The sequence below is a fragment of the Thiorhodococcus minor genome (assembly GCF_010820565.1).
In the GTDB taxonomy this organism is placed as follows: Bacteria; Pseudomonadota; Gammaproteobacteria; order Chromatiales; family Chromatiaceae; genus Thiorhodococcus; species Thiorhodococcus minor.
Genome location: NZ_JAAIJQ010000018.1, coordinates 1 through 23,976, shown reverse-complemented (window position 1 = coordinate 23,976; position 23,976 = coordinate 1). Strand labels below are relative to the sequence as shown.

Annotated in this window: 24 protein-coding genes; 16 read left to right on the top strand and 8 right to left on the bottom strand. The window is 67.8% G+C overall.

What is annotated here, in order from left to right; all coding sequences use genetic code 11:
- The first annotated feature begins 128 nt into the window (after positions 1-128).
- From G3446_RS08100 to G3446_RS08060, 9 genes are all read left to right on the top strand, one after another.
- Positions 129-515 (top strand): hypothetical protein, encoded by a 387-nt coding sequence (locus G3446_RS08100; RefSeq protein ID WP_164452327.1) that lies wholly within the window; start codon positions 129-131, stop codon positions 513-515.
- The gene (locus G3446_RS08095; protein ID WP_164452326.1) at positions 512-1,267 is read left to right on the top strand and encodes a hypothetical protein; all 756 of its coding nucleotides are present in this window, start codon (positions 512-514) and stop codon (positions 1,265-1,267) included. The genes G3446_RS08100 and G3446_RS08095 overlap by 4 nt, the downstream gene beginning before the upstream one ends.
- A gap of 8 nt (positions 1,268-1,275) precedes the next feature.
- Positions 1,276-3,096, top strand: a complete 1,821-nt coding sequence (locus G3446_RS08090; protein ID WP_164452325.1) for a V-type ATPase 116kDa subunit family protein — start codon at positions 1,276-1,278, stop codon at positions 3,094-3,096.
- A gap of 323 nt (positions 3,097-3,419) precedes the next feature.
- On the top strand, positions 3,420-3,773 hold the full coding sequence (locus G3446_RS08085; RefSeq protein ID WP_164452324.1) for an ATP synthase subunit C: 354 nt from the start codon (positions 3,420-3,422) through the stop codon (positions 3,771-3,773).
- A gap of 14 nt (positions 3,774-3,787) precedes the next feature.
- The gene (locus tag G3446_RS08080) at positions 3,788-4,084 is read left to right on the top strand and encodes a V-type ATP synthase subunit F (RefSeq protein ID WP_164452323.1); all 297 of its coding nucleotides are present in this window, start codon (positions 3,788-3,790) and stop codon (positions 4,082-4,084) included.
- Positions 4,081-4,713 (top strand): hypothetical protein, encoded by a 633-nt coding sequence (locus G3446_RS08075; protein WP_164452322.1) that lies wholly within the window; start codon positions 4,081-4,083, stop codon positions 4,711-4,713. Before G3446_RS08080 ends, G3446_RS08075 begins: the two co-directional genes overlap by 4 nt.
- On the top strand, positions 4,710-6,467 hold the full coding sequence (locus G3446_RS08070) for a V-type ATP synthase subunit A (RefSeq protein ID WP_164452321.1): 1,758 nt from the start codon (positions 4,710-4,712) through the stop codon (positions 6,465-6,467). The genes G3446_RS08075 and G3446_RS08070 overlap by 4 nt, the downstream gene beginning before the upstream one ends.
- An 88-nt stretch (positions 6,468-6,555) precedes the next feature.
- Positions 6,556-7,128 carry a hypothetical protein gene (locus G3446_RS08065; protein ID WP_164452320.1) on the top strand — a complete coding sequence of 191 codons (573 nt, stop codon included), beginning with the start codon at positions 6,556-6,558 and terminating at the stop codon, positions 7,126-7,128.
- 56 nt (positions 7,129-7,184) lie between these two features.
- Positions 7,185-7,898: a DUF4336 domain-containing protein gene (locus tag G3446_RS08060; protein ID WP_164452319.1), complete on the top strand. Its 714-nt coding sequence runs from the start codon at positions 7,185-7,187 to the stop codon at positions 7,896-7,898.
- Between the two features lie 216 nt (positions 7,899-8,114).
- Here the strand turns inward: G3446_RS08060 and G3446_RS08055 are convergent, their stop codons facing one another.
- Positions 8,115-9,818 carry an alkaline phosphatase family protein gene (locus tag G3446_RS08055; protein WP_164452318.1) on the bottom strand — a complete coding sequence of 568 codons (1,704 nt, stop codon included), beginning with the start codon at positions 9,816-9,818 and terminating at the stop codon, positions 8,115-8,117.
- Between the two features lie 9 nt (positions 9,819-9,827).
- Positions 9,828-10,616 (bottom strand): CDP-alcohol phosphatidyltransferase family protein, encoded by a 789-nt coding sequence (locus G3446_RS08050; RefSeq protein ID WP_164452317.1) that lies wholly within the window; start codon positions 10,614-10,616, stop codon positions 9,828-9,830.
- A 362-nt stretch (positions 10,617-10,978) separates the two neighbouring features.
- Between G3446_RS08050 and G3446_RS08045 the strand changes: the two genes are divergently transcribed.
- Genes G3446_RS08045 through G3446_RS08030 form a run of 4 tightly spaced genes read left to right on the top strand, consistent with a single transcriptional unit; the run spans position 10,979 to position 14,346 of the window.
- On the top strand, positions 10,979-11,965 hold the full coding sequence (locus G3446_RS08045) for a zinc-dependent alcohol dehydrogenase (RefSeq protein ID WP_164452316.1): 987 nt from the start codon (positions 10,979-10,981) through the stop codon (positions 11,963-11,965).
- 7 nt (positions 11,966-11,972) lie between these two features.
- Complete coding sequence (locus G3446_RS08040) at positions 11,973-12,377, top strand: 6-pyruvoyl trahydropterin synthase family protein (RefSeq protein ID WP_164452315.1); 405 nt, start codon at positions 11,973-11,975, stop codon at positions 12,375-12,377.
- Positions 12,374-13,477: a glycosyltransferase gene (locus G3446_RS08035; protein ID WP_164452314.1), complete on the top strand. Its 1,104-nt coding sequence runs from the start codon at positions 12,374-12,376 to the stop codon at positions 13,475-13,477. The genes G3446_RS08040 and G3446_RS08035 overlap by 4 nt, the downstream gene beginning before the upstream one ends.
- Positions 13,474-14,346 (top strand): class I SAM-dependent methyltransferase, encoded by an 873-nt coding sequence (locus G3446_RS08030; RefSeq protein WP_164452313.1) that lies wholly within the window; start codon positions 13,474-13,476, stop codon positions 14,344-14,346. The genes G3446_RS08035 and G3446_RS08030 overlap by 4 nt, the downstream gene beginning before the upstream one ends.
- A 104-nt stretch (positions 14,347-14,450) precedes the next feature.
- Here G3446_RS08030 and G3446_RS08025 read toward each other — a convergent pair whose 3' ends face one another.
- Positions 14,451-15,392 carry a RibD family protein gene (locus G3446_RS08025; protein WP_164452312.1) on the bottom strand — a complete coding sequence of 314 codons (942 nt, stop codon included), beginning with the start codon at positions 15,390-15,392 and terminating at the stop codon, positions 14,451-14,453.
- Positions 15,393-15,963: 571 nt separating this feature from the next.
- Between G3446_RS08025 and G3446_RS08020 the strand changes: the two genes are divergently transcribed.
- Positions 15,964-17,340 carry a V-type ATP synthase subunit B gene (locus G3446_RS08020; protein ID WP_164452311.1) on the top strand — a complete coding sequence of 459 codons (1,377 nt, stop codon included), beginning with the start codon at positions 15,964-15,966 and terminating at the stop codon, positions 17,338-17,340.
- The gene (locus tag G3446_RS08015; protein ID WP_164452310.1) at positions 17,337-17,951 is read left to right on the top strand and encodes a V-type ATP synthase subunit D; all 615 of its coding nucleotides are present in this window, start codon (positions 17,337-17,339) and stop codon (positions 17,949-17,951) included. The genes G3446_RS08020 and G3446_RS08015 overlap by 4 nt, the downstream gene beginning before the upstream one ends.
- Here G3446_RS08015 and G3446_RS08010 read toward each other — a convergent pair.
- From G3446_RS08010 to G3446_RS28940, 5 genes are all read right to left on the bottom strand, one after another.
- Positions 17,948-18,736 carry an SDR family NAD(P)-dependent oxidoreductase gene (locus G3446_RS08010; protein WP_164452309.1) on the bottom strand — a complete coding sequence of 263 codons (789 nt, stop codon included), beginning with the start codon at positions 18,734-18,736 and terminating at the stop codon, positions 17,948-17,950. The genes G3446_RS08015 and G3446_RS08010 overlap by 4 nt on opposite strands.
- A gap of 524 nt (positions 18,737-19,260) precedes the next feature.
- Positions 19,261-20,100 (bottom strand): squalene/phytoene synthase family protein, encoded by an 840-nt coding sequence (locus G3446_RS08005; protein ID WP_164452308.1) that lies wholly within the window; start codon positions 20,098-20,100, stop codon positions 19,261-19,263.
- On the bottom strand, positions 20,100-20,783 hold the full coding sequence (locus tag G3446_RS08000; RefSeq protein ID WP_164452307.1) for an HAD family hydrolase: 684 nt from the start codon (positions 20,781-20,783) through the stop codon (positions 20,100-20,102). The genes G3446_RS08005 and G3446_RS08000 overlap by 1 nt, the downstream gene beginning before the upstream one ends.
- Complete coding sequence (gene ubiG, locus G3446_RS07995) at positions 20,776-21,498, bottom strand: bifunctional 2-polyprenyl-6-hydroxyphenol methylase/3-demethylubiquinol 3-O-methyltransferase UbiG (protein WP_164452306.1); 723 nt, start codon at positions 21,496-21,498, stop codon at positions 20,776-20,778. Before ubiG ends, G3446_RS08000 begins: the two co-directional genes overlap by 8 nt.
- Positions 21,499-21,729: 231 nt before the next feature.
- A complete protein-coding gene (locus G3446_RS28940) occupies positions 21,730-22,296 on the bottom strand; it encodes a DUF6444 domain-containing protein (protein WP_164452305.1) in 567 nt (188 codons plus the stop codon).
- 502 nt (positions 22,297-22,798) lie between these two features.
- On the opposite strand from G3446_RS28940, the gene G3446_RS07985 reads away from it, so the two are divergent.
- Complete coding sequence (locus G3446_RS07985; protein WP_164452304.1) at positions 22,799-23,893, top strand: AI-2E family transporter; 1,095 nt, start codon at positions 22,799-22,801, stop codon at positions 23,891-23,893.
- Positions 23,894-23,976: the final 83 nt, after the last annotated feature.

The following is a 23,976-nucleotide window of genomic DNA, read 5'->3' as shown; positions in this document are numbered from 1 at the left end:
CTGTCAGCTACATTACGATAGGTCAAGAGAAAATGCGCGCCGCATTGCGAAACGGTCTTGCGCCAGGTCAGTTGCCGCTGCTTCACCGGACCCTAATATAGGTGTGAGGTCGCGACAGGGGTGGTGTCATGCGTGGAAAGCCGTCCGGCGAGGACCTGGATCGAACGGACGCCGCCTTCAACCAGGTGCTGGAGGCGGAGGCGCAAGCGCGTCTCGCCGTCGAGGAATGCCGCTGGCGCGCCGCCGCTATGCTCGCGGCGGGTGCGGAGCGCATCCGCGACTTGGAGCGTCGCACGGAGGCCCGCTTGCTGCTCTCGCACCGTCTGTCCGATGCCAGTGTCGTCCGAGCCCTGGACCAGCTCAAGGCAGAGGGGACCGCCGACGAGGCGCGCGAGCCGGAGGAAGCGGCCATCGCGCGGCTTGACGGGGCCGTCGAGATGCTGGCGGACGAGATGATCGGCGCCTCGAGCGGTGCTGGCGGTCGCCGTCGGTCCGACGAGGAGGGCGGGCGATGACGACGGCTGTCGAGCTGGGCTTCGCTCAGGCGCGGATCCAGGCGCGGCTCGGGCTGCTCCCCTTGGATGCCGACTGGCAGCGATTGGCTGCCTGTCGCACGCTCGCGAGCTTCTTGGAAGATGCCAGGTCAGGCGCGCTGCGCGCCTGGGTCAAGGGCTTCTCTGCCCAAAGTCAGTCGAGCGACATCGAGATCGGCGTGCGTCGGCTGCTTTCCGAGCAGGTTCGCGAGGTGTCTGCCTGGGCACCCAAGCGCTGGCGCGACGCCATCGACTGGGTCGCCTGGCTACCCTTGCTGCCGCTCTTCCAGCACTTGGCGCGCGGTGGGGCGCTGCCGGACTGGGCCAAGGAGGACGCGCGGCTCGCGGCCTGCCTGGATGAGGCGGGACAGCCGGACGCGGACTTGGCCGAGCGCACGGGTGTCTCCATGCTGCTGTCGTCCGCTCGGGCGGAGGGCGTCGGCGACGCCTGGCTGCACGCCTGGCGCGGACGCTGGCCCATGATGGCGTCCGGCTCGCGGATGCGGCTCGAGCTGGTGATCGACAGCGTCAAGGCACACCGCCAGGTGTTCCAGAGCGCCCGCCCGGACGATGCCTGGGGCCTGCGTCAGCGGCTGCGCGAGCAGCTCCGCCGGTCTGTTCACAAAGACTTGCTAGAGCCGGCCGGCCTCTTCGCCTACTTGGGCCTGGTCTTCTTGGATCTGGAGCGCCTGCGTGGCGAGCTGCTGCGTCGCGCCCTCTTTGCGGAGCCCTAGGAGGAGCCATGTTTCGCCCGGTCTCGACACGTTGGCTCGAGGTCCTTTGCCCGCGCGAGGAATCCGTGCGGACGCTGACCGAGCTGGCGCGCACGGGCGCCCTGGAGCTGGAGCTGCGCGCGCCGAGCGAGGCCGACTTCCCGCTCAAGCACATCGCTGACAAGCTCGCGAGATTCGACGCACTCTATCCCAGTTACAAGCGCTACTGGGAGCGCGGCACCTGGCGGCGCGGGGTGGTGAGCGAGGCGCCCTCGGCCGTCGCCGAGCGGTCGCTCGCGCGCATCGAGTCTTGGCGGCGCGAGGCGGATCCGCTGATCGGCGTGCTCCAATCCTGCGAGGAAGAGCTGATACGCCTCAAGTGGCTCGAGCAGGTCATCGGACTCCTCAAGACGGGCGCGCTGGATTTCGCGGCCTTGTCGCGCTGCGGCCCAGTTCTCGGCGACTTCTGCGCCATCCTCCCGATGGACGCCGAGGTCGAATTTCCCGCTTGGACACTGGTGCGCCAGCTCCCCTGGCAGCAGCAGCGCTGCATCATGGTGCTGGGACCGAGGGCGCGTCTCGGCGAGGTCGCCCGGCAGGTCAAGGCGGTCAAGGGTCGTTTGATCGAGCGCCCGGCCTGGCTGACGGGCGACGCCTTGGACTCGCTGGCGCGCATCCGCGCGCGCCGCGCCTTTCTCTCCACCCGTATCGTGCATCTCTACGCCGAGCTCGACACCCTGTTCGACGAGTACGACCTGGGCCATGCGCTCGGCGAGGCCGCGAGCCTGAGCTGGTTCGCCATGCATGTCGGCGGTCTCGAGCCGGCCGGCAAGCACCTGCTGTGGATCACCGGCTGGACCCTGGACCTCAAGGGCCGCGATCTGAGCGCTGCCCTGGATCGCGGGTGCACCCGGGCCATTCTGAGGCTGACGCCGCCTCCGCCCGGCAAGCAGCCGCCGCAAGTCCTTGTCAATCCTCCGTGGATGCGGCCCTTCGAGCTCTTCGCAAAGGCCTTCGGCGTCCCGGGCTCGGACGAGGTCGACCCGACGCCCTTGCTGGTCTTGCTGGTCCCCCTGCTCTTCGGCTACATGTTCGGAGACGTCGGGCAGGGCGCGGTGATCCTGGCGGCGGGCCTGCTGCTGCGCGAGCGCTTTCCGCTGGCGCGCCTGCTGGTGCTTGGCGGGGCCTCGGCCATGGTCTTCGGGGTGCTGTACGGCAGCCTCTTCGCGCGCGAGGACCTGCTGCCGGCGCTCTGGATGAGTCCCCTGGAGGATCCGGGCACCATCCTGCTCGTGCCGCTCGTCACCGCCGTCGCGCTTTTGAGCCTGGGGCAGATGCTCGCCGGCGTGGGCGCGCGCTGGCGCGGCGATCTCCGCCTTTGGCTGATGCAGGACTTGGGCTTCCTGGTGCTCTACGTCGGGCTCGTCCTCCAGCTGGCGACGGACGGGCTCGGCTGGCTGCCCCTGCTCGGCGCGCTCTGGTACCTCGGCGGCGCCTTCCTGGCCCATCGTCGCCTGCTCGGAGGGATCGCCGCCATGGGTCACCTGACCGAGTCGGCCCTGCAGATCCTGGTCAATACCATCTCCTTTGCCCGGGTCGGTGCCTTCGCCCTGGCCCATGCCAGCCTGTCCGTCGCCATTTCCTCCATGGCGGACTCGGCCCCGGCCTGGGCCTGGCTGGTCATCATGGTGCTCGGCAATCTGGTGGTGATCGCGCTGGAGGGGCTGGTGGTCTCCATTCAAACGACGCGGCTCGTCCTCTTCGAGTTCTTCAACCGCTTCCTACGCGGCAGCGGGCGCGTCTTCCAGCCGCTGCCGGCGCCGCCGCTCGTGACTCAAGGCGCCGTATGAGCGATCGCACGAGCACCGAGCTGTTGACGGTGGCCTATCATCGAGGAGGGGGCGGACAAGCCCGGAGACGGTGAAGGCATTTTGCCTCGATTGGGCTGAGGTACGAGGCTTATCGTCGGGGGCGGGCGAACGCCTTGCTTCTGCGTCGGCCCAACCTCAGGGCCGATGCAATGCTCGCGGTGCGCTTGGAATACTTTCACAGTCTCCCAGCGCAATCCGTCAGAGCCGTCAGTGGACTCAAGCCGATGCCCCAGGAGCCCCGCGACTGGGCCGCCGTCGGTACCGAAACGAGAACGGAGACGCAAAATGAGGCGACAAATCCTATGAGCCGACAAATCCTCCTCGTCGCCTTGATGGTCCTGGGTGTCGCCCTCCTCGCCGGGCTCACCAGTCTCCTGGTCTGGCAGCCGGGCGTCTTCGCCGCCGAGTCGCACGCGGGGGCTGGGGCGATGCTGGATCCCCAGGTCCTGAGCTGGGCTTACCTGGCCGCCGCCCTCTCGACAGGTCTCGCCTCGCTCGGGGCCGCCTACGCGGTCGCCAGCGTCGGGGCCGCGGCGGTCGGCGCCTTGGCGGAGAAGCCCGAGCTCTTCGGCCGTGTCATCATCCTGGTCGGGCTCGCGGAAGGCATCGCCATCTATGGCCTCATCGTCTCGGTCCTCATCCTGAACAAGCTCTGACGCGGACCCTGGACATGACTTGGTGCGCCTTTCTCGGCGATGAGGTCAGCGCGGCCGGCTTCAGGCTGGCCGGGGTCGAGGTCTTTCAGCCGGGGCCCGAAGAGGTGGCGGCCTTGCTCGATCGCCTGTGGGACCAGGTGCAGCTGATTCTCATCAGTGCCGAGCTTGCGGCCCTGCTGCCGCAGGGACGACTCCAGGCAGCTCAGCTTGCGGACTGGCCGCTGGTGCTCATCGTCCCGGATGTGCGCGGCCGCTGCTCAGTCCCGGACCCGGCCGCCGCCCTGCGTCGCCAGTTGGGGCTGGGCGAATGAGTCTGGAAGATCGCGCCGCTGTCTTGATCGGCTTGATCGAGGAATACGAGCGCAAGGAGTGCGCGGAGATTCTGGCCGAGGCGCAGGACGAGGCCGCGCGCCAGCTCGCCGAGGCCTATCGGCGCCAGCGTCGCAGACTGCACGAGCGCGTGCTGGCGGAGCGTGCCGATGCGCGGGCGCGCATCCAGGCGGTGCGGGCCGAGCGCGACACCCGCATGCGTGCCAGTGCGGAGCGGGCCAATAGCCGCCTGCTGGCGCTGGCATGGCCGAGGCTCGAATCCGCGCTCGAGGCGCGCTGGCAGGATCCCAGGACGCGACGGATCTGGATCGGCAGCGCCATCGAGCAGGCGCGCCTGTCGCTACCCGCCGGCCGCTGGACCCTGCGCCACCCCCCGACCTGGCCGGCGACCGAGCGCGCCGAGATCGGGGCCCGGATCCGACGGGACCTCGGGCAGTCGCCGACCTTTCTCTCGGACGGCGCCTTGGTCTGCGGCCTGATCATCGAGAGCCAAGGCGCCTTGCTGGACATGAGTCTGGAGGGCTTGATGCGAGACCGCGGCCGGCTCGAGGCACGTCTGCTCGCCCTGCTAGCCACACCCGCCCGCGAGCGCGAGGAGCGAACCCCGTGAGTCGCGCCACGACCACCTGGATCAGCGGCCCGGTCCTGCGGGCGCGCCCCGACGGCCCCTTCCAACTGCGCGAGTCGGTGACGGTCGGCGAGCGGCGCCTGCTCGGCGAGGTTATCCGCATTGCCCGCGACGAGATCACCGTCCAGCTCTACGAGGACACCAGCGGGCTGCGGCCGGGCGTCGAGGTCGTCGGCTCCGGGCGGCAGCTGTCGATCCGGCTCGGGCCAGGCATCATTTCCCAGATCTTCGACGGACTCCTGCGGCCGATCGGCGATCCCCAGGACCCTTACGTCAAGCCCGGCATGTGGGAGCCGCCACATCGGCGTTTTCGTTTCAATCCGAGCGTCGAGGTCGGCGCGACACTCGGCCCAGGCACACCCATCGGCGCCGTCTCCAACAGCACCTCGCTCGCCCAGCGCTGCCTCATCCCGCCCGACCACCCGCCGGGCGAGGTCATCGAGATCCTGGGCGAGGGCGAGTATCGGGACGACGAGCCGCTGTGCCGGCTGCGCGGCGAGGACGGCGTCCTGCGCCAGGTCGCCATGACGCACGACTGGCCGGTCCGGGTCCCGCGCCCGGTCGCCAAACGCCTGGCCGCGGACGAGCCCATGCTCACCGGCCAGCGTCTCATCGACTGCCTCTTTCCCGTCGCGCGCGGCGGTACGGGTGCCATTCCCGGCGGCTTCGGGACCGGAAAAACCGTGCTGCTGGAGACCATCGCAAAGTGGTGCAGCGCGGACGTCATCGTCTATGTCGGCTGCGGCGAGCGCGGCAACGAGATGGCCGGCCTCCTCGCCGAGCTGAGCGGGCTGGAGGACCCGCGCACCGGGCGTCCGCTGATGGAGCGCACCCTGGTCATCGCCAACACCTCCAACATGCCCGTCTCGGCGCGCGAGGCCAGCATCTACACCGGCGTCACCGTGGCCGAGTATTTTCGCGACCAGGGGCTCAACGTCACCCTCATGGCCGACTCCACCAGCCGCTGGGCCGAGGCCCTCCGCGAGGTGTCAGGCCGCTTGGGCGAGCTGCCCGGCGAGGCCGGCTATCCGGCCTATCTCAGCAGCCGTCTCGCCGATTTCTACGAGCGCGCGGCCCGGGTGCGTACCCTTGGCGGCGACCTCGGCTCGGTCACCATCCTCGGCGCCGTCAGCCCGCCGTCGGGCGACTTCTCCGAGCCTGTCACCACCCACACCAAGCGCTATGTCGGCTGCCTCTGGGGACTCGACGCCAAACGTGCCCAGGCGCGCTTCTATCCCGCCATCCATCCCTTGCGGTCCTACAGCCTGGTCGCTACCAAGCTAACGCGCTGGTGGCACTCCGCCGGCTGCACGCGCTGGCAGGAGCTACGTCGGCGCTTCCTGACCCTGCTGGAAGAAGAGGCCCATCTCGAGCGCATGGCCAGGATCATCGGCCGCGACGCCATGCCCGCCCGCCAGCGCCTCATTCTGCTTTGCGCCCAGCTCATCAACCACGGCTTCCTGCGCCAGTCCGCCTTCTCCGAGAACGACCGCTATGCGACGCCCGAGCGCCAAGCGGTCATGATGCGACTCATCGGCAGCTTCATCGAGAGCGCGGAGAAGCTGCTCGAAGCAGGCGTGCCGCCCGAGGCGCTCGAAGAGGCACCCATCTTCCGCCGCCTCATGCGCATGGGAGATGAGATTCCGGAGGGAAGCTGGGAGGCATTTGGGGAGCTCGACCATGAGCTGAGGGTCACGGAGACGAGGCTGGCGGAAAAAGGGGTGGATGGCTCCTAGGGTGGACGAGCCAGGGCGAAGTCCACCAACAGGCGCCGGCGCTCACGACCCTCGGCCTTGGCTGCAGATGCAGTTTTCCCTTCCTAGAATGTCCGCCAAGCGCCTGCTCGGAAGGCTGCGCGGCCGGGTCGATTCCGTTTCCCTGATCGCGGTTGTCGTCGTCATCGCTTTGGGCACCGTGCTTCCGCTATTCGGATGCGCCAAGCGTATCCATGGCTACCTTCCAGCGCTCGAGATCAGCCATGGCGGTTTCGCGCGCGATGAGCAGGCTGTGCGGGAGGCGATCGGGCATGTGGTCAAGGTTTTGGGCTTCGTCGACCACGGCAACCTCTACGGCAATGCCGATGTCCGGGCGATCCTGGGCGATTGGTGGAGCGGCGAGGCGCCGTCTGCGACGACCTGGCGTTTCAATCTGAAGTCGCGCGCCACTGACCGAGCTGGGGAATCCTTTGCCGTCCTGGCGCCGAACGATGCCGGGCGCGACCGGCTTCTGAGGGTCTTTCTCGCCGACGCTGTTGCCGGGCGGCAGACGTGCGTCTTGCTGAGGGGGCGACTCTTCGCATTCGAGGCACCCATGAACCTTGGATCTCGGGTGGGCTTGCGGCTGGAGGTCGCCTCTTCCGAGGACATCTCGGTCGCTGAGGATGCGGGACGGCGATAATGGTGTCGGATCGCGCCTGGCCGGCCGGCTCAGCGACGAAACGACAGGAGGTGCACATGGCGATCGGGCAGCTAACGGAGTACGTCGAGGATGCGATCTGGATCCAGGAGTATCCGGTGCGCTACTCGGGGATCGATCTCTTCGGGCGCATGACGATCATCCGGCTCGAGACTGGCGAGCTGATCGTTCACGATCCCGGCAGGATCGACACGGCGGCCAAGCGGGAGATCGACGCCCTCGGCGAGGTCAGATACATCCTCGCGCCTGGCTCTTACCATCACCTCTTCGTGCCGGACTTTCAGGCGCACTATCCGTCGGCCGAGACCTTCCTGTGCCCGGGCCTGGAGCGCAAGCGGCCGGACATCCGTTTCGACTGGATCCTGGGCAATCGGCCGGATCCCCGCTGGGGCGGCATCCTGGAGCAGGTGGTGATCCAGGGGCCGCGGCTGATCTGGGAGGTGCCCTTCTTCCACAGGCCCTCGAAGACGCTGATCCTGGTCGACCTCCTGGAGAACATCGGGGACGACTTCAGCCACCCCGTCGGTCTGCAGCTCAAGCTGTGGTGGAAGCTGGTGTTCCGCATGTGGAACAACCCCAAGGCGGCGCCCGAGTATCAGATTGGCTGGGGCCGGAATGACGTCGTTCGGCGGGGTCTCGAGCGTGTCCTGAGCTGGGAGCCCGAGCGCATCATCCTTGCCCACGGCGAGCTGATCGAGCGGGATGTGGTGCAGGTCATGCGGTCCGCCTGGGCGAAGGTGTTGGCAGCCTAGCCTTGCTGGCTCGTTTGCTAACCATGCTCCCATGCGGCGAGCTTATCTCCGCCTGGGATGTGGGCAGCCGCTCGATCCGTGGGAGCGGCGCCCCGCCGCGACTGGGGCGGTTGGAGCAGGCTTCATCGCGCCGAGGGCGGCGCTCCTACGCGGTGTCCGCCTGACGACGCATGCCTCTCGCAAATCGCCTTGGTCGGTCAGGGCAATGGACTCAGGCTAATCCGCTGCCTGTCGCACAGCAACGTTCGCTTGCGGCGCCGGTGAGCCAGGGGCTGCGGACACGACGGGACTGTGTGCGGATGGTGCTGGGGGCTCACCGAAGGCCCGCAGGAGTCTCGGCGTCAGCGCATGCATGGGCGCGATGCTCGGCGGCTCGGGCGCGAGCCCGGGTGTGAAGCCTTCCGCTTCCAGCGCCTGCATCAGCCCGGGCCGGCTGGCGACGACATGAACGGGGACATCCTGGGATGCCTCAGGTCCGCTGACGCTAGATGCCGGCTGGTGATCGCCGAGGATGATGAGGACCAGATCGTCCTGGGCCCGACGCTCCAGGAAGCCGCTGATGACCCGGAGTGCATAGCCGACCGCCTCGACATAGCTGACGCCGAGCTTCAGCCATTCGGGCTTGCCGCGGAGCGCCAAGGCGGCGCCATCCGGGCCGAAGGGCTCTGGGCCGAGCATGGTCTGCCAGTCCGGCTGATAGGGCGCGACAGGACGGAAGGGCGCGTGACTGGTGATGGTGGGAAAGACCACAAACACCGGGTCGCGCTCCCGCCGGGACAGCTCCTCTCGGTCCAGAACCGCCAGCGCATACTGGTCCGGAATGCGCCACCAGCCGAATTCCGGCCCCCGATAGTCCAGACCCTTGGCGTCATAGATCGCGTCATAGCCATAGAAGGCGCCCTCCGGCCAGGCCATGCGGATCCCCGGCATGAGTCCGAGCACGCGGTAGCCGGCATCGGCGAAGCGGTGGACCAGGGTCTCGCGGTCACGGGTGATGAGGAGCTTGTAGCGGCCGCTGTCCTGCACCTCGATACCCGAGAGCAGGCTCATGTGCGCCAGCCATGAGCCGCTGCCGAAGGTCGGGGAGGTCACCCGCGCCGAGACGACCTGGCGGCCCGTCCGCGCGACGGTCTCGGCCAGACGGCGGCGGCTGGCCTCCAATGCTTCTGCGTACTCCGGCCGGTCCAGCGTGGTGACGCCGTAAGACTCCATGAAGACGAGGAGGACGTCGGCGCCCGCGATCCGATCGAAGCTGGATTCGGGCAGCGGCGGCGCGCTGAGGTCCGGCTGCGCGTCGGCGCTCATGGCCTCGCCGATGAAGCGGACTTGCTCGACATAGGTCTGGGTCACCGGCAGCGAGAACCACTTGCGCGGGCCGAGGTCTCGGTCGATGCGCCCGGCGACGAAGAGGAGCACCAGGATCAGGCTTGCGCCCATGATCAGTCGGCGCGGCAGTGTGTGCGTGAGTGCATGGGCCGTGCTGGCGAGCATCCAGCGGATCGCCAGGAAGAGGGCGACCAGCCCGCCGAGGAGCCCAGCCCCCGCGAGCAGCAGCTGCCATCCGCTCGCGGCCTGGATGAGCATGGCGGCGACGCCTGGGATGTGCGGTGCGTCCCAGTAGAGATTGATGCGCCGCCCGTAGAGCGCCGGGGCCGTTACCTCCGCATAGCGGCCGAGCGTCAAGACCAGTAGCAGCGCCGCGAGGAGCGTCAGCGTCCGCTTGGCGGGCGGACGGCCGAGGGCGCTGAGCACCGCCATGGCGAGCACCAGCGCCAGGACCTCGATGGAGAGGTGATGGCGCGTCGTCACCCAGGGCGTCGGCCAGACGTTGTAGAAGCTCAGCAGGGAGCTCAGACCATAGAGCGAGAGGCCGAGGGCAACCCAGAGGCGCCAGCTTGGCTGTGCGGATTCAGTCGTCATCGCCGGTCGTCATGCCTTGGGAGGCTCGACGCCCAGACGATCGCGCCGGCCCGGGCTTGCCGCTGGCCTGCGTCGCCACAGCCACCAGACATCGATGCCGAAGGAATAGGCCGTGAAGGCGATGGCCAAGACAGCCGAAGCCAGGCTCAGGGGCGGCTGAATCGGCGGCGCCAGGGTCAGCAGGAGTGTGAGGACGATGAGGACGCAGAAGGTCTGACGCCTGCGGCTGTGCGGCAGCGGCTGAGCCAGCCAGCTCCAGAACCGGGCCGAGAGCACGAAGACATAGCGCGCCAGGCCGGCGAAGAGGACCCAGGCGCCGGTCTTGTCCTGGCTCCAGAGCAAGGCGGCGAGGATCAGGACCAAGAGGGCGTCGGTCTCCATGTCGAATTTGGCACCGAAGGCGCTCGCCCAGCCGCCGCGGCGCGCCAGCCAGCCGTCGACGCCATCCAGCAGGAGGACGAGTCCGGCAACCGCCATCGGCAGCCAGGGGGCAGGGTCGATCGGCTCTCCGATCCAGCCGGCGATGAGGGCCGTCAGTCCCAGACGGACCAAGGTGACTTGATTGGCGGCGTGGATGCGCTGGTGCGGCAGGTGCTGGTCCAGGTACCGATACAGCCAGGTCAGGGCGGCGGCGAAGAGGCAGAGTGTCCGCAGCGTCGCCCAGCCGCTCAGGCCGAGGTGGGCATTGATCGCATGGCCCAACAAGCCCAGGATCGCCAGACCGGTCGTCGCGTTGAGGATTCCGCTCCGCACCAGCAGGGTCCTTAGCGGCGGGCTCTCTTGCGAACGGCGGTGCATGACGGTTGCGGATCTCCCTCTTGGGCGGCTCGACGACGGTCGCTGCTTTCCAGTTATCTGGGACGAGTCGGCTAGCTCATCAACCTGGAGAGGGCAGCCAGCTTTCGGCGGGAAGCTGATTGGGATCGGCCAGTTGGCCGTGACGGGGTGGCATGCTTGATCAGGCCACCTGGGCGTGTCGCCCTCCAGGGCGACACAGGCGGACAGATTCGGCAAGGCGAGGAGCTGCGTCCTTAGCGACGCGGGCCGCGCCCGCTGCCGGTCGGCCTAGAGGCCGACTCTCCCAGCATGGAGGCTTTGGTGTTGCATCCGTGTCGAGCCATCATCATCTCGTTGATCCAGCCTATCTAGAGCCCTGTTCAATGAATGAGCCAACGCAGACCCTCGCGTTCTGGGTGACGGCCCCCGGCCAGGGCGAGCTGAGGGAAGAGCCCCTGCCGAAGGTCGCGCCCGGCCAGGTGCGGGTGCGCGCCTCCTATGGCGCCATCAGTCGCGGAACCGAGGCCCTGGTCTTTCGCGGTGAGGTCCCCGCGAGCGAGCATCAGCGCATGCGCGCGCCCTTTCAGGAGGGCGACTTCAGCTTCCCGGTGAAATACGGCTATTGCAGTGTCGGGGAGGTCGAAGAGGGACCGGCGGACCTGCTCGGCAGGTCTGTCTTCTGCCTCTATCCCCATCAAGCCCAATATGTCGTGCCCGCCGAGGCCGTGGTGCCCCTGCCGCATGAGGTACCGCCCGAGCGCGCCATTCTTGCCGCCAACATGGAGACGGCCGTCAACGGTCTCTGGGACGCGACGCCGAGGATCGGCGACCGCATCGCGGTCATCGGCGCGGGCACGGTTGGCTGCCTCGTCGCCTGGCTGGCGGGCAGGATTCCCGGCTGTGAGGTCGAGCTGATCGACGTCGATCCCGGCAAGGCCGGAGTTGCAGAGGCCTTGGGCCTGGGGTTCGCGCTGCCGGAGCAGGCGAGGGGAGAGGCGGACCTGGTGATCCACACCAGCGGCAGCCCCGCCGGCCTGGTGACCGCGCTCGGCTTGGCGGGTCGCGAATCCACCGTCGTCGAGATGAGCTGGTACGGCGCGCGGCCCGCGACCCTGCCCTTGGGAGAGGCCTTCCATCAGCGCCGGCTGACGCTGCGCTCCTCGCAGGTGGGCGGCCTTCCGCCGAGCCAGGCGCCGCGCTGGACGCTGCGGCGGCGGCTCCAGACCGCGCTCCCTCTGCTGGCCGATCCCAGGCTCGACGTCCTCATCACCGGCTCCAGCGCCTTCACCGAGCTGCCCGCCGTTATGGCTCGACTGGTCGAGGCCCCGCAGGGCACCATCTGCCATCGCATCCACTACAGCCGAGGGTGATTTCCCAATGTACAGCCTGAGCGTCCGCGACCACTTCATGATCGCCCACAGCTTTCGCGGCGAGGTCTTCGGCCCGGCCCAGCGGCTCCACGGCGCCACCTATGTGGTCGACCTGGAGGTGCGCCGGCCCGAGCTGGACGAGGACGGACTGGTGGTGGACATCGGTCTCGCCAGCCAGGCCCTTGCCGCCGTGCTCGGCGAGCTCAACTACCGCAACCTGGACGAGTCCCCCGACTTCGCCGGACGGAACACCACCACTGAGCTCCTCGCCCGCGTCGTCTTCGACCGCGTCGCCGAGCGCATCCGTCGGGGCGAGCTAGGGCAGGGCGCCCATGGCCTGACCCAGATGCGCGCGACCCTGCACGAATCCCACGTCGCCTCGGCCAGCTTCGAGGGCGATCCGCGTCCGTGACCCGCCCAAGGCTCGATGTCGTCATTCCCGGGGATCTCGACACCCCGACCGGGGGTTATGCCTATGCGCGCCGCATCATTGCCGGGCTTTCCGCCAAGGGCTGGCTGGTCGAGGTCCACGCGCTCGCGGCAAGCTTCCCCCGACCCGCGGCGGCCGACCTGGCCGAGGCCGAGCGCATGCTCCGGCAGATTCGCGCTGGGCGCACCGTCGTGATCGACGGTCTCGCGCTGGGCGCCATGCCCGCGGTCGCCGAGGCGCTTGCGGACCGGCTCGATCTGATTGCACTCATCCATCACCCACTGGCCTTGGAGACTGGGCTTGCGCCCGCCGAGGCCGAGCGCCTACGCCGCTCTGAGCGGCAAGCGCTCGGGCTGGTGCGGAAGGTCATCGTGACCAGTGCCTCGACGGCTCGCGCCCTGGCTGCCTATGGCGTCGGCTCAGAGGAGCTGGCCGTGGTCGAGCCAGGGAACGACCCGGCGCCGCTCGCGCCTGGGTCTCGCGGGCCGGGGCTGCATCTGCTGAGCGTGGCTTCTCTGACCCCGCGCAAGGGCCATGCCCTCCTCTTCGAGGCCTTGTCCAGGCTCCGCGATCTCCCCTGGCGCCTGACCTGCGTCGGGAGCAGGACGCGCGCGCCCGACCATGCCCAGGCCTTGGAAGCTGCCATCGCGAGATTCGGCTTGGACGAGCGGATTCGTCTGACAGGTGAGCTGGAGCAGTGCGCGCTGGAGGCGGAGTACGCTGCGGCGGACGCCTTCGTGCTGGCCTCTTACCACGAGGGCTACGGCATGGTGCTCGCCGAGGCGCTCGCGCGCGGCTTGCCCGTCGTCTCGACGACGGCCGGCGCGATTCCAGAGACCCTGCCCGAGACGGCCGGACTGCTGGTCCCGCCTGGCGACGCGGAGGCCCTGACGGCCGGGCTCCGCCGTCTGATCCAGGACGACGCATTGCGCGATGCCCTGGCCGCTGGGGCACGCGCCGCCCGAGCCGAGCTGTCGACCTGGGACGATGCCTGCGAGGCATTCGCCGCTGCCGTTCGGCAGCAAGGGGGGATGCACGGTAGCCAGACACAGGCGCCCTTTCAACCAGGGGTGAGCGAATGAGCGCCTTCTCCGCCGATTGGCTCGCCTTGCGCGAGCCCGCCGATCACGCCGCACGCAGCCCGGAGCTGACGCGCAAGCTGGCGGATTGGGCCAAGCAAAAAGGACGGCTACGCATCCTGGATCTCGGCGCCGGAACCGGGTCGAATCTGCGCTACCTCGCCCCAAGACTGGGCGTCGATCAGGAGTGGCGCCTCCTCGACCATGACGCCGAGCTGCTGGTCAGGCTTCCAGAGGTCCTCTTGGCGTGGGCGGCGGGCTGCGGCTATCCAGCCTCGTCAGCGTCCGATTGCATCAAGCTGCAGATCCATGGGGCCGCAGTGCGTGTTAGCTGGAGTCAGGCCGATCTCGCGGGACTGTTCCGCGATGAGCACTGCTTGGACAGCGATCTCGTGACCGCCTCGGCCCTGCTCGATCTGGTCTCGTTGGACTGGATTCAGGCCTTGGCGCGGAGCTGCAGTGCCCGAGCTTCCGCCGCGCTCCTGGCCTTGACCTATGACGGTCGAATTCAGTGGGAGCCCGGCATCCCTGGGGATGAGCGCGTCCGCGACCTGCTCAATCGCCATCAGCGGCAGGACAAGGGCTTGGGTGTCGCGCTGGGTCCGGAGGGTGGCGCGGCGGCTGCGGCTTGCTTCGCCGATGTGGGTCGCTCAGCTGAGCTGGCGGACAGCGGCTGGCGGCTCGGGACGCAGGATGGAGACCTGCAGGATGCCCTCGTCCGCGGCTGGGCCGAGGCAGTGGTCGAGGTGGACCCGGCTGCGACGGACGCGATTGAGATTTGGCTCGAGTCTCGTCTCGATCACATTGCGTCGGGCGCATCCCGGTTGATCGTTGGGCATTGCGATCTTCTGTCGCTGCCGCTCGAGCCCTGACGACCGCTCTCACTGGGGACAATCCCCGTCGCTTTGCTGGCCTGTTTTCCGGCCGCGGCTCGGCAGGAGGCAGAGCCCAAGTCTTTTGCGTCTAGTTGAGCGGGTTATTGGAGCCGAACCGGCGCCTGCCGAGGCGGTGCAGACTCTTTGTGGTCCGGGGCCTCTCCGCGCAGATCGAAATCCCAAAGGACGTCCTCGCCCATCTTGAAGAGCTTGAAGGGCGGGCGGCGGCAGGCGCGCATGGTCTCGGATGCCGGCAGGGCCAGGCCTGGACGTCCCGCGCCGATCATGACGGGCGCCGTCGCGATCTGCAGCCGGTCCAGGAGCCCGGCCTTCATCCAGCGCGAGACGGTCACGCCACCGCCCTCGATGAACAGCGCGTGCAGCCCGCGTCGCCTCAGTGCCGCGAAGACCGCTTGCAGATCCAGGCCGGCGCCGTTGCGCGGTGCTGCTAGGAGGTTGGGCGCGTGCTCCTCCTGGGAGACGCGGTCCCTGCAGCAGACCAAGAGTGTCTCCGCTTCCCCATCGCTGAAGAGCCGCTGATCGCCGGTGAGTCGTCGGTCGGTATCCATCACCACGCGCACCGGATTGGTGCCCGCGACCAGACGGGTCGTCAGCCGGGGGTTGTCGGCTGCCACGGTGCCGGCGCCGACGACCACGGCATCGCAGAGCGCCCGCATGCGATGGAGATGGGTGAGGTTCTCCGGGCCTGTGACATAGCAGGAATCGCCCGAGCGAGTGGCGATCTGGGCGTCGATGCTCTGACCGAGGTGGCCGACCACCACGGGCTGCTCCGGCTGTGCGGCGAGGACCGGGAGGTAGAGCTCGACGAAATCCACCGCGTCCGGAGGAAGCCCAGGGCCGACCTCGAAAGCGTCACCTCGCCAGATCAATGCGGCCTGGGCGTCATCGGCCGTCCTGAGCTCGGGCTGGCCATCCGCCGAGAGCCTCAGCCCGAAGGTCCGACCCTGGTCTCCAGGCCGGCCGCGCTGGTCGCGTGCCGCCAAGAGAAGCGCCCAAATCGCGTCAAGGCTTTGCTCTGTCATGTGATCCTGTCGTCTCAACGGCTGGTGCTGGAGATGCTGCTCAGTTGGGGGGGCATGGTCGTAGATCACGTCCCCCAGTCTTGCCTTGCGTTGCGGCATGGAGTGGCCCTGGGAGTGTTGGCATCCAGGTCAACAGCCGTCGGCCTGAAGGCCGACACCCCCAGCGTCGAATCGCCATGAACGATATGCGGACGAGAGTGCCTTTGGCAAAGCGCGGAGGCTCGTTCCCGACGTTCATCCTAAATGGAGCTGCCAGCTTCCTGCCTCCAGCGACCAGCTTTTTCCGATCGATCAGTTGGCCGACACGGCGTGCCCGCCCGAGCTCACCCAATGGGTGAAGGCTTCGCCAGGCGAGGACCCAGGCAAACCAACAGCTGGAGGCTGGCCGCTGGCCGCTGGCGGCTGACGGCTCTTTCTAGGTTCATCGCTCCTCACTTGGCGCCTGGGCAGCTCTGCGTGAGAATCGGGCGAATGGCCTTGGTGCGATGAGCAATCCACGCCGGAATGCGCCAGTCTTACCTGAAGACGCCCATCCCTGGATCACCCCGGAGAAGCTGAAGGAGCCAAGACGATGTACGCGAGACTCATCGGCGAAGAGATCGCCTACCGGGCCGAGGGGCCGCTGCTGTTTCTCAAGCGCAGTCTGGACGTTGGGCTGAACGAGGCGGTCGAGGTCGAGGGACCGGACGGCTCGGTTCGACTTGGCCGCATTGCGGCGCTAGAGCAGGAGTCGGTCACGGTCGAGATGCTGGACGAGACGGCCGGTCTGACCCTGAGCGGCACACGTGTGCGCTTCTTCGGCGAGCCGCTGCGCTTTCACGTCGGGCCTGGCCTGCTCGGGCGCGTCTTCAATGGCATCGGCAAACCGCTCGACGGCGGGCCGCCCTTGGCCGCCGCGCGGGCCTACCGGGTCGACGGGCTGCCGATCAAGCCCTCCGCACGCACAGCCCCGGACGAGTATCTGGAGACGGGCTTCAGCGCCATCGATCTGATGAACAGCCTGGTGCGCGGTCAGAAGCTGCCGCTCTTCTCGGGCGGCGGTCTGCCGCATGACCGCATCGCCGTCGACATCGCCCGCAATGCCCGGCTGCCGGACGAGCAGGGCGATGACTTCGCCATCGTCTTCGCGGGCATCGGGATCCCCCACGACAGCGCCGAGTTCTTCCGCGAGGAGATGGAGCGCAGCGGGGCGCTGGCGCGGACGGTGCTCTTCCTCAACCTGGCGAGCGACTCCAGCGCCCAGCGCCTGCTGACGGCGCGCTTCGCGCTGACGGCGGCCGAGTATCTGGCCTTCACCGAGGGCAAGCACGTCCTGGTGATCCTCACCGACCTCACCAACTACTGCGAGGCGCTGCGCGAGGTCTCGGCGAGCCGCGGCGAGGTGCCGAGCCGCAAGGGCTATCCGGGCTACATGTACTCGGACCTTGCGACCCTCTACGAGCGCGCCGGACGCATCCAAGGCCGGCCCGGCTCGGTGACTCAGATCCCCATCCTGACCATGCCGAACGACGACATCACCCACCCCATCCCGGATCTGACCGGCTACATCACCGAGGGGCAGATCGTCCTCGACCGCGAGCTGCACCGTCGCGACCTCTATCCGCCCATCCGTCTGCTGCCCAGCCTGTCGCGCTTGATGAAGGACGGCACCGGGAGGGGGCGCACGCATCCGGATCATCCCGCGCTCGCCGCGCAGCTCTATGCCTCCTACAGCCAGGCGCAGCAGACCCGGGTCCTCGCGAGCGTGGTGGGCGAGGAGGGGCTTGCGGAGAAGGATCGCAAGCTGCTCGCCTTTGGGGATGCCTTCGAGCGCGAGGTCATCAATCAGTCCGACGCGGTCCGCACCCTCGAGGAGAGCATGGGCGCCGGCTGGTCGGTCTTGCGTTTCCTGCCGCCGGGCGAGCTGCATCGGCTCGATGACCGTCAGATCCGCGAGCATCTGTCATGACGGTCGATACCATCATCCCGACCCAGAGCGCCCTGCTGGAGCTGAAAGAGGAGCGGGCCGGTCTGCAGGAGGGCTATCGCTTTCTCGACGAAAAGCGGCTCATCCTCGCCGCCGAGATCGTTGCGGAGATCGCCCGCTACGAGCGGGGAAAGGCGGATTTCGATGCCGACTATGCGGCGGCGGGAAAGGCCCTGGAGGCGGCGGTGGCCCGTCACGGCCTTCAGGATCTGGCGCTCTACCCGGCGCTGGACGACTCCCGGGCGGCGTTGGAGCTGAGCGAGCGCAAGGTCATCGGCGTGGCGCTGCAAGAGGTCCGTCTGACCGGAGAGGAGCCAGGCTGGGTGAGTCCGAGCATCGCCGCGAGCCCGGAAGGCGACGCCTGCCGCGTCGCCTATCGGGGGCTTATGGAGAAGGCCGCGCGGCTCGCCGCCATGAGCGCGAATCTGGAGCGGCTGCGCGTCGAATACGCCCGCACCGCCCGGCGCGCCCGAGCCCTGGAGGACGTGCTCTTGCCGGAGGTCCAGGAGAGCCTCGCGAGCGTCGAGGCCGCGCTGGAGGAGCTGGAGCGTGAGGAGTCCGTGCGCGCGCGCCGTTCCTACGACCGACGCTAATGCGAGCCAGCCGCTCCCGGATATTCGGCAAGACCGCCGGTTTCCGGATCCACGCTGAAGGCGTGACCCGTCAGCCCGCGCGTCTGCGCCCCCAGCAGGGCGATATAGGCGGGCGTGATGGTCTCGGGCAGCGGATTGACGTTCGGATCTTCACCTGGATAGAGGGTGACGCGCATGGTCGTGCGCACCACACCCGGGTCGATGCTGTTGACCCGCAGTGCGCCGTTCTCGCTGGTTTCTTCCGCGAGGACCTGCATCAGCCCCTCGATCCCGAACTTGGCTGCGGCGAAAGCGCCCCAGTAGGCCTTGCCGGTGCGCCCGACGCGGTCGGAGGTGAAGATCACGGAGGCGTCCGGGGCGGCCCGCAGCAAGGGCAGGCACGCCTGGGTGAGCATGAAGGGGGCATTGAGGTTGACGTGGACGACCTTCTCCCACTCCTTGACGTCATAGTCGTCGATCCGGCTCAGGTAGGGCGCGAAGGCGGCGCAATGCACCAGGCCGTCGAGCCGGGCGAAGCTCTCGCCGATGACGTTGGCGGCGGCGATGTAATCGGCCTCGGTCGCCTTGTGGAGATTCAGCGGGAGGATGGCCGGCTCCGGGCCGCCGCGAGAGACGATCTCGTCGTAGACCGGCTCGAGATCCTTCTGCTTGAAGGAAGTCAGGACGACGGTCGCCCCAGCAGCGGCGCTGGCGAGCGAGACCGCGCGGCCGATGCCCTCGAGCGCGCCTGTGACGAGGACGATGCGCTCGCTCAGGGGCTTGTCGTCGGCTTGCGTCTTCTCCATTAGTGAGTCTGCCTCTGATTCGGTATTTGGGGTTGCCGGCGCGCCAGACGCCCTGTGTCCTTGGAGATGCACGCGCAGGGTGGACAAGCGAGAGCGCAGCCCACCGAAACCCGCGCCGGTGCTGGTGGACTGCGCCCTGCTTGTCCGCCCGACGTCCATGACAGGAGAGGGCTGCCGGCGCAGGGCGCGAAAAACCGCGCACTATAAACCGGCGCTAGCCCAGTCGTCATTGCGCTTTAGAGCTCAGCGCGCGCGGCTCTTCCGCCACGCATGCCAGAGCTTGCGGATCGGCGTCACTGAGATGCGCTGATCCAGGACATCGAAGCGGCTCGCTTCAAGTCCGCGTAGGGTGGACAAGCGAGAGCGCAGTCCACCGAAACCCGCGCCGGTGCTGGTGCTGGTGCCGGTGGACTGCGCTGCGCTTGTCCACCCTACGTCCCTGACAGGAGAAGGCTGCCGACGCAGGGCGCTAATAGCCGCGCATGATCGGCGTTCGCCAGCCTGGCGTCATTGCCCTCTAAAGCTCAGCGTGCGCGGCTCTCCCGCCACGCATGCCAGAGCTTGCGGATCGGCGTCACTGAGATGCGCTGATCCAGGACATCGAAGCGGCTCGCTTCCAGCTCGTGCAGCAGGAGCGCATGCAGGCGGCGATGGATGCGGAGCATGGCCGGCGGCCTGCATCCCGAGCTGTCGATGGCGACCGTGATCGGTGCGAGCTTCTTGGCGGCCTCTGCCAGCAGCTCGGGCAAGGCCGCGCGCCCTTCGGGTGTGCGCAGCCTTTCTGGCGTGAGGCCCGCTCCAGCGATCTGGTCGACCGGCAGGATGCCCAAGCGCCCATGCCGCAGCAGCCATCCGGCGTCTCTCAGACGCTCCACCAAGGCGCAGTAGGCGCCAATGCGTCGCGCGATCTCCAGGTCAGCTGCAGCAGACTGCCCGAGACAGCGGGCGCCCAGCTCCGCGATGGCGCCGAGATCCCGCTCGGCGCTCTGGATCCAGGCCGCCTCATCCTCTGGAAAGCGCCGCTCCAAGACGTTGGTGCAAGTCTCGACGACCTCGTCGAAGGGCGCGCTCGGCAGCTCGGCACGCGCCATGAGCGATGTCAGCCGCTGGGAGAGGGGATGTCGCGCCTCGCCGCTACGTGCGCGCTCGATCTCGGCGCGCCACCAGGCGAGCTTGGCCGCCGCGACGCTCGGGTCCGTGACCTCGTCCAGCACCGCGCGCACCTGGTGACGCCAGCCGAAGAGGGCGGCGAGGTCGTCGCGCAGCGGCGCGGGCGCGAGGCGGATGCTGTAGTAGGTGGCCGAGCCAGGCGGTGTCGCCGCGTTGGGGAAGCCCCAGGCGGATGCCTCGACGGTGTCGTTCATCAAGCGTTGGCTTGGGGCAGCCAGGCCAAGACGTCCAGCGGATGCTCCACCAGCCCATGCGCGCCCCAGGTCGCGGCGTCGTCATCCTCGCCCAGATAGCCGAAGCAGGCCGCCAGGGTGCCCATGCCGGCCGCGAGCCCCGCGCGGATGTCGCGCTCCGCATCGCCGAGGTACCAGCAGCGCGCGGGATCCATGCCGATCAGCTCGCAGGCGTGGAACATGGGATCGGGATGCGGCTTGGGCCGGGCGGCGGTGTCGCCGCAGACGATGCAGGCGGCGCGCTCGCGAAAGCCGATCTGCGCCATCAGCGGCAGGGTGAGATAGGTCGGCTTGTTGGTCACGATGCCCCAGGGCAGGCCGCGCTCCTCCAGGGCATCGACCAGCTCGGCGATGCCGGGGAAGGGCGTGGTCTCGCGCACCAGCGCGGCGGCGTAGATCTCCAGGTATTCCGTGCGCAAGGACTCGAAGGCGGCGTCCTGGGGCTCCAGTCCGAAGCCGACCTTGAGGATGCCGCGCGCGCCGTAGGAGCAAAAGGGGCGGACCTGCGCGAAGGGCAGGGGCGCGCGGTCGCGTGCCCGCAGCATCTCGTCGAGCGCCGCCGCCATGTCGGGGGCGGTGTCCGCGAAGGTGCCGTCCAGGTCGAAGAGGACGGCGCCGTCCCGTACCGGCGCGGCCTCAGCCATGGGTGTCGCGCACGCAGGTGACCAGGTAGTTCACGTCCAGGTTGTGCGGGTCGAGCTTGTAGACCTGGGTCAGCGGGTTATAGGTCATGCCGCTCATGTCGGTGGTGCGAATGCAGGTCGGCCGGATCCAAGCGTCCAGCTCGGAGGGGCGGATGAAGCGCGAGAAGTCGTGCGTCCCTCGGGGCAGCATGCCCATGATGTACTCGGCCCCGACGACGGCGAGAAGATAGGACTTGGGGTTGCGGTTCAGGGTCGAGAAGAAGACCTTGCCGCCGGGCCGTACCAGACGGGCACAGGCGTCGATCGCCGAGGCCGGGCTGGGCACGTGCTCCAGCATCTCCATGCAGGTCACGACGTCGAAGCTCTCCGGCTGCTCGGCGGCCAGGGCCTCGACCGGGACGCGGCGGTACTCGACCTCGACGCCGCTCTCCAAGGTGTGCAGCTCGGCGATGCGTAGCGGCATGTCCCCCATGTCGATGCCCATGACCTGGGCGCCGCGCTGCGCCATGCTCTCGGAGAGGATGCCCCCGCCGCAGCCGACGTCCAGCACGCGCTTGCCGTCGAGCCCGCCGGCGCCGCGCTCGACATAATCCAGCCGCAGCGGGTTGATGTCATGCAGCGTCTTGAACTCGCTGTTCGGGTCCCACCAACGCGAGGCAAGCTCCTCGAACTTGCTGATCTCGGCGCGGTCGACGTTGTGGGTATGCTCGGTCATGTTCAGGGTCCGGAAAGGCTTGTGAGATCGGGAGCGGCTGGCCGCCCCCCGCGCTCAGATGGTTGCAGATGCCGCAATTCTAAACGACCGGGCGCCGAAAGGATCGCCCGGAGCGGCGAGATCTGGGCTGGGGAGGATGGGGCATCTGTAAGTGGTATCGGCGAGACGGAACCTCAGCAACGTCTTCGGGCAAGGCGCTGCAATGGATCTGACCGCAGGCGCATCGGCCCGTCACGGTGCGCTATTCGCTGACCTGGCGGCACACCACGAGATCGACGCACTGGCGCCGCTCGGCTCAAGCCTCCGCGTTGATTCCGCGCGATCAGGCCCGCAGCTGCATGGCCCGCTCAAGGGCACGACCATGGTCTGTTCGGCATCATCGAGGAGGGCGCGGGCAGCGCCCGAGTGGCCTTTCTGTCCGCTTGGCGGCTTGCCACTGCGCTCGCGCGGCGAAGGCGGTGGCGGTCCGTCGAATGGAGGATCCGAGGACGCCGGCCTGCTGGAGTTGTGTCTATCCTTGGCTAGGCGCGCTTCAAGTTCCTGGATATGCTCAAGGTGCTGGGCAATCTGCGCTGTCTGCCCGGCCATTTTGGCGCGCAACGCCGCATTCTCCGCGCGCAGCCACACCAGCTCGGCGTCTTTTGCTTTCAAGGCAGTCGGTTGCAGGCGGTGACTCAGACATGTCACGAACTTAGAGGTTTGGCCGGTTGTTTGGCAAAGCGTCCTGAATAGCTGCACCGGATCAATCCCCGCGTCATCAAACAAGAGATGAGCAGATTGCCCAAGAAGCGTGCGCACCACCGACATCCTCCTCAGCCGACCAGACCCTTCGAGGAGAGCATCGTGCTGTTCCGTTGAACGGCATTGCGGTTAAGCGCCGTTCTCGCGGCGGACGCGGAATAGGCGCACGATCTCCGCGCTTGTCCATCCGGGAGAATATTGCCGGCAGGATGTGACCGGCTGGGCGATGACAGACGCCCCTTCCATCATGGCTGTGAAGGTCACGATAAGTGTGATCGCGCAACCGCTTGATTTGCCTGTTGTGCGCTGCCTCGAATCCGGTGCTGGTCACCGGAGCGGTGCCCATGAGTCGGCGCATGCCTCGGCGTGAAGCACATCGGAAAGCCGTGTACGGGAGAATCGTGCGCACGGTTTGATGAGGGAAGGCTGGTATCCTATGGCTACGGGTCGGCTGTTGAGGCACCGCCAAACGAAAGGGGCGGAAACAGCTAGGTCGAATCTAAGGCAGTCGGATACCTGCTCTCTACTCTACCCTTTTCTGCCTTTTCTGAACGAACGAATGGATCAACAACTCGGATTCACGCCAGCCGCACGCTTTCTGCTGGTCGCCGGCGCCTTCGTCGTCGTCGTCGCGGGCCTGAAGGCTGCGACCAACCTGGTGACCCCCTTTCTTCTGGCGGTTTTCATCGCGGTGCTGGTCGAGCCGCCGCTTCAATATTTGCGACACCGCGGCCTGCCCGGCTGGGCCGCGATGCTCGTGGTGGTCGCGCTTCTGGTGGGCGTCGGCGGCGCCATCATCGGACTCTTCACGGGCGCCCTGAATGACTTCAATGCGAGCCTCCCGGAGTATCAGCAACGACTGAATGTGATGTCGGGCGAGCTTGTGACCCGGCTCGACGAGGTCGGCCTGCACGTCTCCCGTAGCGTGCTGAACTCCTTCATCGACCCGTCCGGGATTCTCGGGCTTGCGAGCGACCTGATCAAAGGACTGAGCGGCGTGCTGGCCAATGCCTTTCTGATCCTCTTGACGGTCATCTTCATCTTGCTCGAGGCGCATAGCCTGCCCAGCAAGCTGCGCGTCGCCCTGCGGGCGCCGCAGGCGACGCTCGTCCACTTGCAGGAAGTCGTGAAGACTATCAACCGCTACATGTTCATCAAGGCGAACACCAGCCTGGCGACGGGTGTGCTGGTCTGGATCTGGCTGACCTTCCTCGGTGTCGACTTCGCGGCCATGTGGGCCATGCTCGCCTTCTTGCTCAACTTCGTGCCCACGATCGGTTCCATCATCGCCGCGATTCCAGCGGTATTGCTTGCCCTGGTGCAGCTTGGACCTGAGTCTGCGCTGCTCGCGGCCCTTGGCTACCTGGTCGTGAATATCCTGATCGGGAATGTGATCGAGCCTCGGGTCATGGGGCGCGGGCTCGGACTCTCCACGCTGGTCGTCTTTATATCCTTGATCTTTTGGGGGTATGTGCTCGGCTCCGTCGGCATGTTCCTGTCGGTGCCGCTCACCATGGCGCTAAAAATCGCCCTGAGCACGAGTCCTCAAACCCAGCCCCTGGCGATCATGCTCGGCCCGGAGGTCGAGGCCAAGGAGGTTGCCGCTTTCGCCCCTCAGGATCCGACGGATGACGAAAGGCACCCATCGGAATAGGGGATGGTGCGGCCTGGCAAGGCCGCGTGTTCTAGCGGGTGTGACTCCCGCCTGGGTAATCGTGCGCCGCGAGCCCAGTATCG

What these genes read in the sequence shown, in the direction of transcription:
- G3446_RS08060 (WP_164452319.1), top strand. Translation starts at nt 7,185, where the DNA reads ATGGCGATCGGGCAGCTAACGGAGTACGTCGAGGATGCGATCTGGATC.
- G3446_RS08025 (WP_164452312.1), bottom strand. Translation starts at nt 15,392, where the DNA reads ATGACAGAGCAAAGCCTTGACGCGATTTGGGCGCTTCTCTTGGCGGCA.
- G3446_RS08095 (WP_164452326.1), top strand. Translation starts at nt 512, where the DNA reads ATGACGACGGCTGTCGAGCTGGGCTTCGCTCAGGCGCGGATCCAGGCG.
- G3446_RS08080 (WP_164452323.1), top strand. Translation starts at nt 3,788, where the DNA reads ATGACTTGGTGCGCCTTTCTCGGCGATGAGGTCAGCGCGGCCGGCTTC.
- G3446_RS08090 (WP_164452325.1), top strand. Translation starts at nt 1,276, where the DNA reads ATGTTTCGCCCGGTCTCGACACGTTGGCTCGAGGTCCTTTGCCCGCGC.
- G3446_RS08050 (WP_164452317.1), bottom strand. Translation starts at nt 10,616, where the DNA reads ATGCACCGCCGTTCGCAAGAGAGCCCGCCGCTAAGGACCCTGCTGGTG.
- G3446_RS08030 (WP_164452313.1), top strand. Translation starts at nt 13,474, where the DNA reads ATGAGCGCCTTCTCCGCCGATTGGCTCGCCTTGCGCGAGCCCGCCGAT.
- G3446_RS08045 (WP_164452316.1), top strand. Translation starts at nt 10,979, where the DNA reads ATGAATGAGCCAACGCAGACCCTCGCGTTCTGGGTGACGGCCCCCGGC.
- G3446_RS08000 (WP_164452307.1), bottom strand. Translation starts at nt 20,783, where the DNA reads ATGGCTGAGGCCGCGCCGGTACGGGACGGCGCCGTCCTCTTCGACCTG.
- G3446_RS08010 (WP_164452309.1), bottom strand. Translation starts at nt 18,736, where the DNA reads ATGGAGAAGACGCAAGCCGACGACAAGCCCCTGAGCGAGCGCATCGTC.
- G3446_RS08020 (WP_164452311.1), top strand. Translation starts at nt 15,964, where the DNA reads ATGTACGCGAGACTCATCGGCGAAGAGATCGCCTACCGGGCCGAGGGG.
- G3446_RS08085 (WP_164452324.1), top strand. Translation starts at nt 3,420, where the DNA reads ATGAGCCGACAAATCCTCCTCGTCGCCTTGATGGTCCTGGGTGTCGCC.
- G3446_RS08005 (WP_164452308.1), bottom strand. Translation starts at nt 20,100, where the DNA reads ATGAACGACACCGTCGAGGCATCCGCCTGGGGCTTCCCCAACGCGGCG.
- G3446_RS07985 (WP_164452304.1), top strand. Translation starts at nt 22,799, where the DNA reads ATGGATCAACAACTCGGATTCACGCCAGCCGCACGCTTTCTGCTGGTC.
- G3446_RS08040 (WP_164452315.1), top strand. Translation starts at nt 11,973, where the DNA reads ATGTACAGCCTGAGCGTCCGCGACCACTTCATGATCGCCCACAGCTTT.
- G3446_RS08055 (WP_164452318.1), bottom strand. Translation starts at nt 9,818, where the DNA reads ATGACGACTGAATCCGCACAGCCAAGCTGGCGCCTCTGGGTTGCCCTC.
- ubiG (WP_164452306.1), bottom strand. Translation starts at nt 21,498, where the DNA reads ATGACCGAGCATACCCACAACGTCGACCGCGCCGAGATCAGCAAGTTC.
- G3446_RS08075 (WP_164452322.1), top strand. Translation starts at nt 4,081, where the DNA reads ATGAGTCTGGAAGATCGCGCCGCTGTCTTGATCGGCTTGATCGAGGAA.
- G3446_RS08100 (WP_164452327.1), top strand. Translation starts at nt 129, where the DNA reads ATGCGTGGAAAGCCGTCCGGCGAGGACCTGGATCGAACGGACGCCGCC.
- G3446_RS08065 (WP_164452320.1), top strand. Translation starts at nt 6,556, where the DNA reads ATGTCCGCCAAGCGCCTGCTCGGAAGGCTGCGCGGCCGGGTCGATTCC.
- G3446_RS08015 (WP_164452310.1), top strand. Translation starts at nt 17,337, where the DNA reads ATGACGGTCGATACCATCATCCCGACCCAGAGCGCCCTGCTGGAGCTG.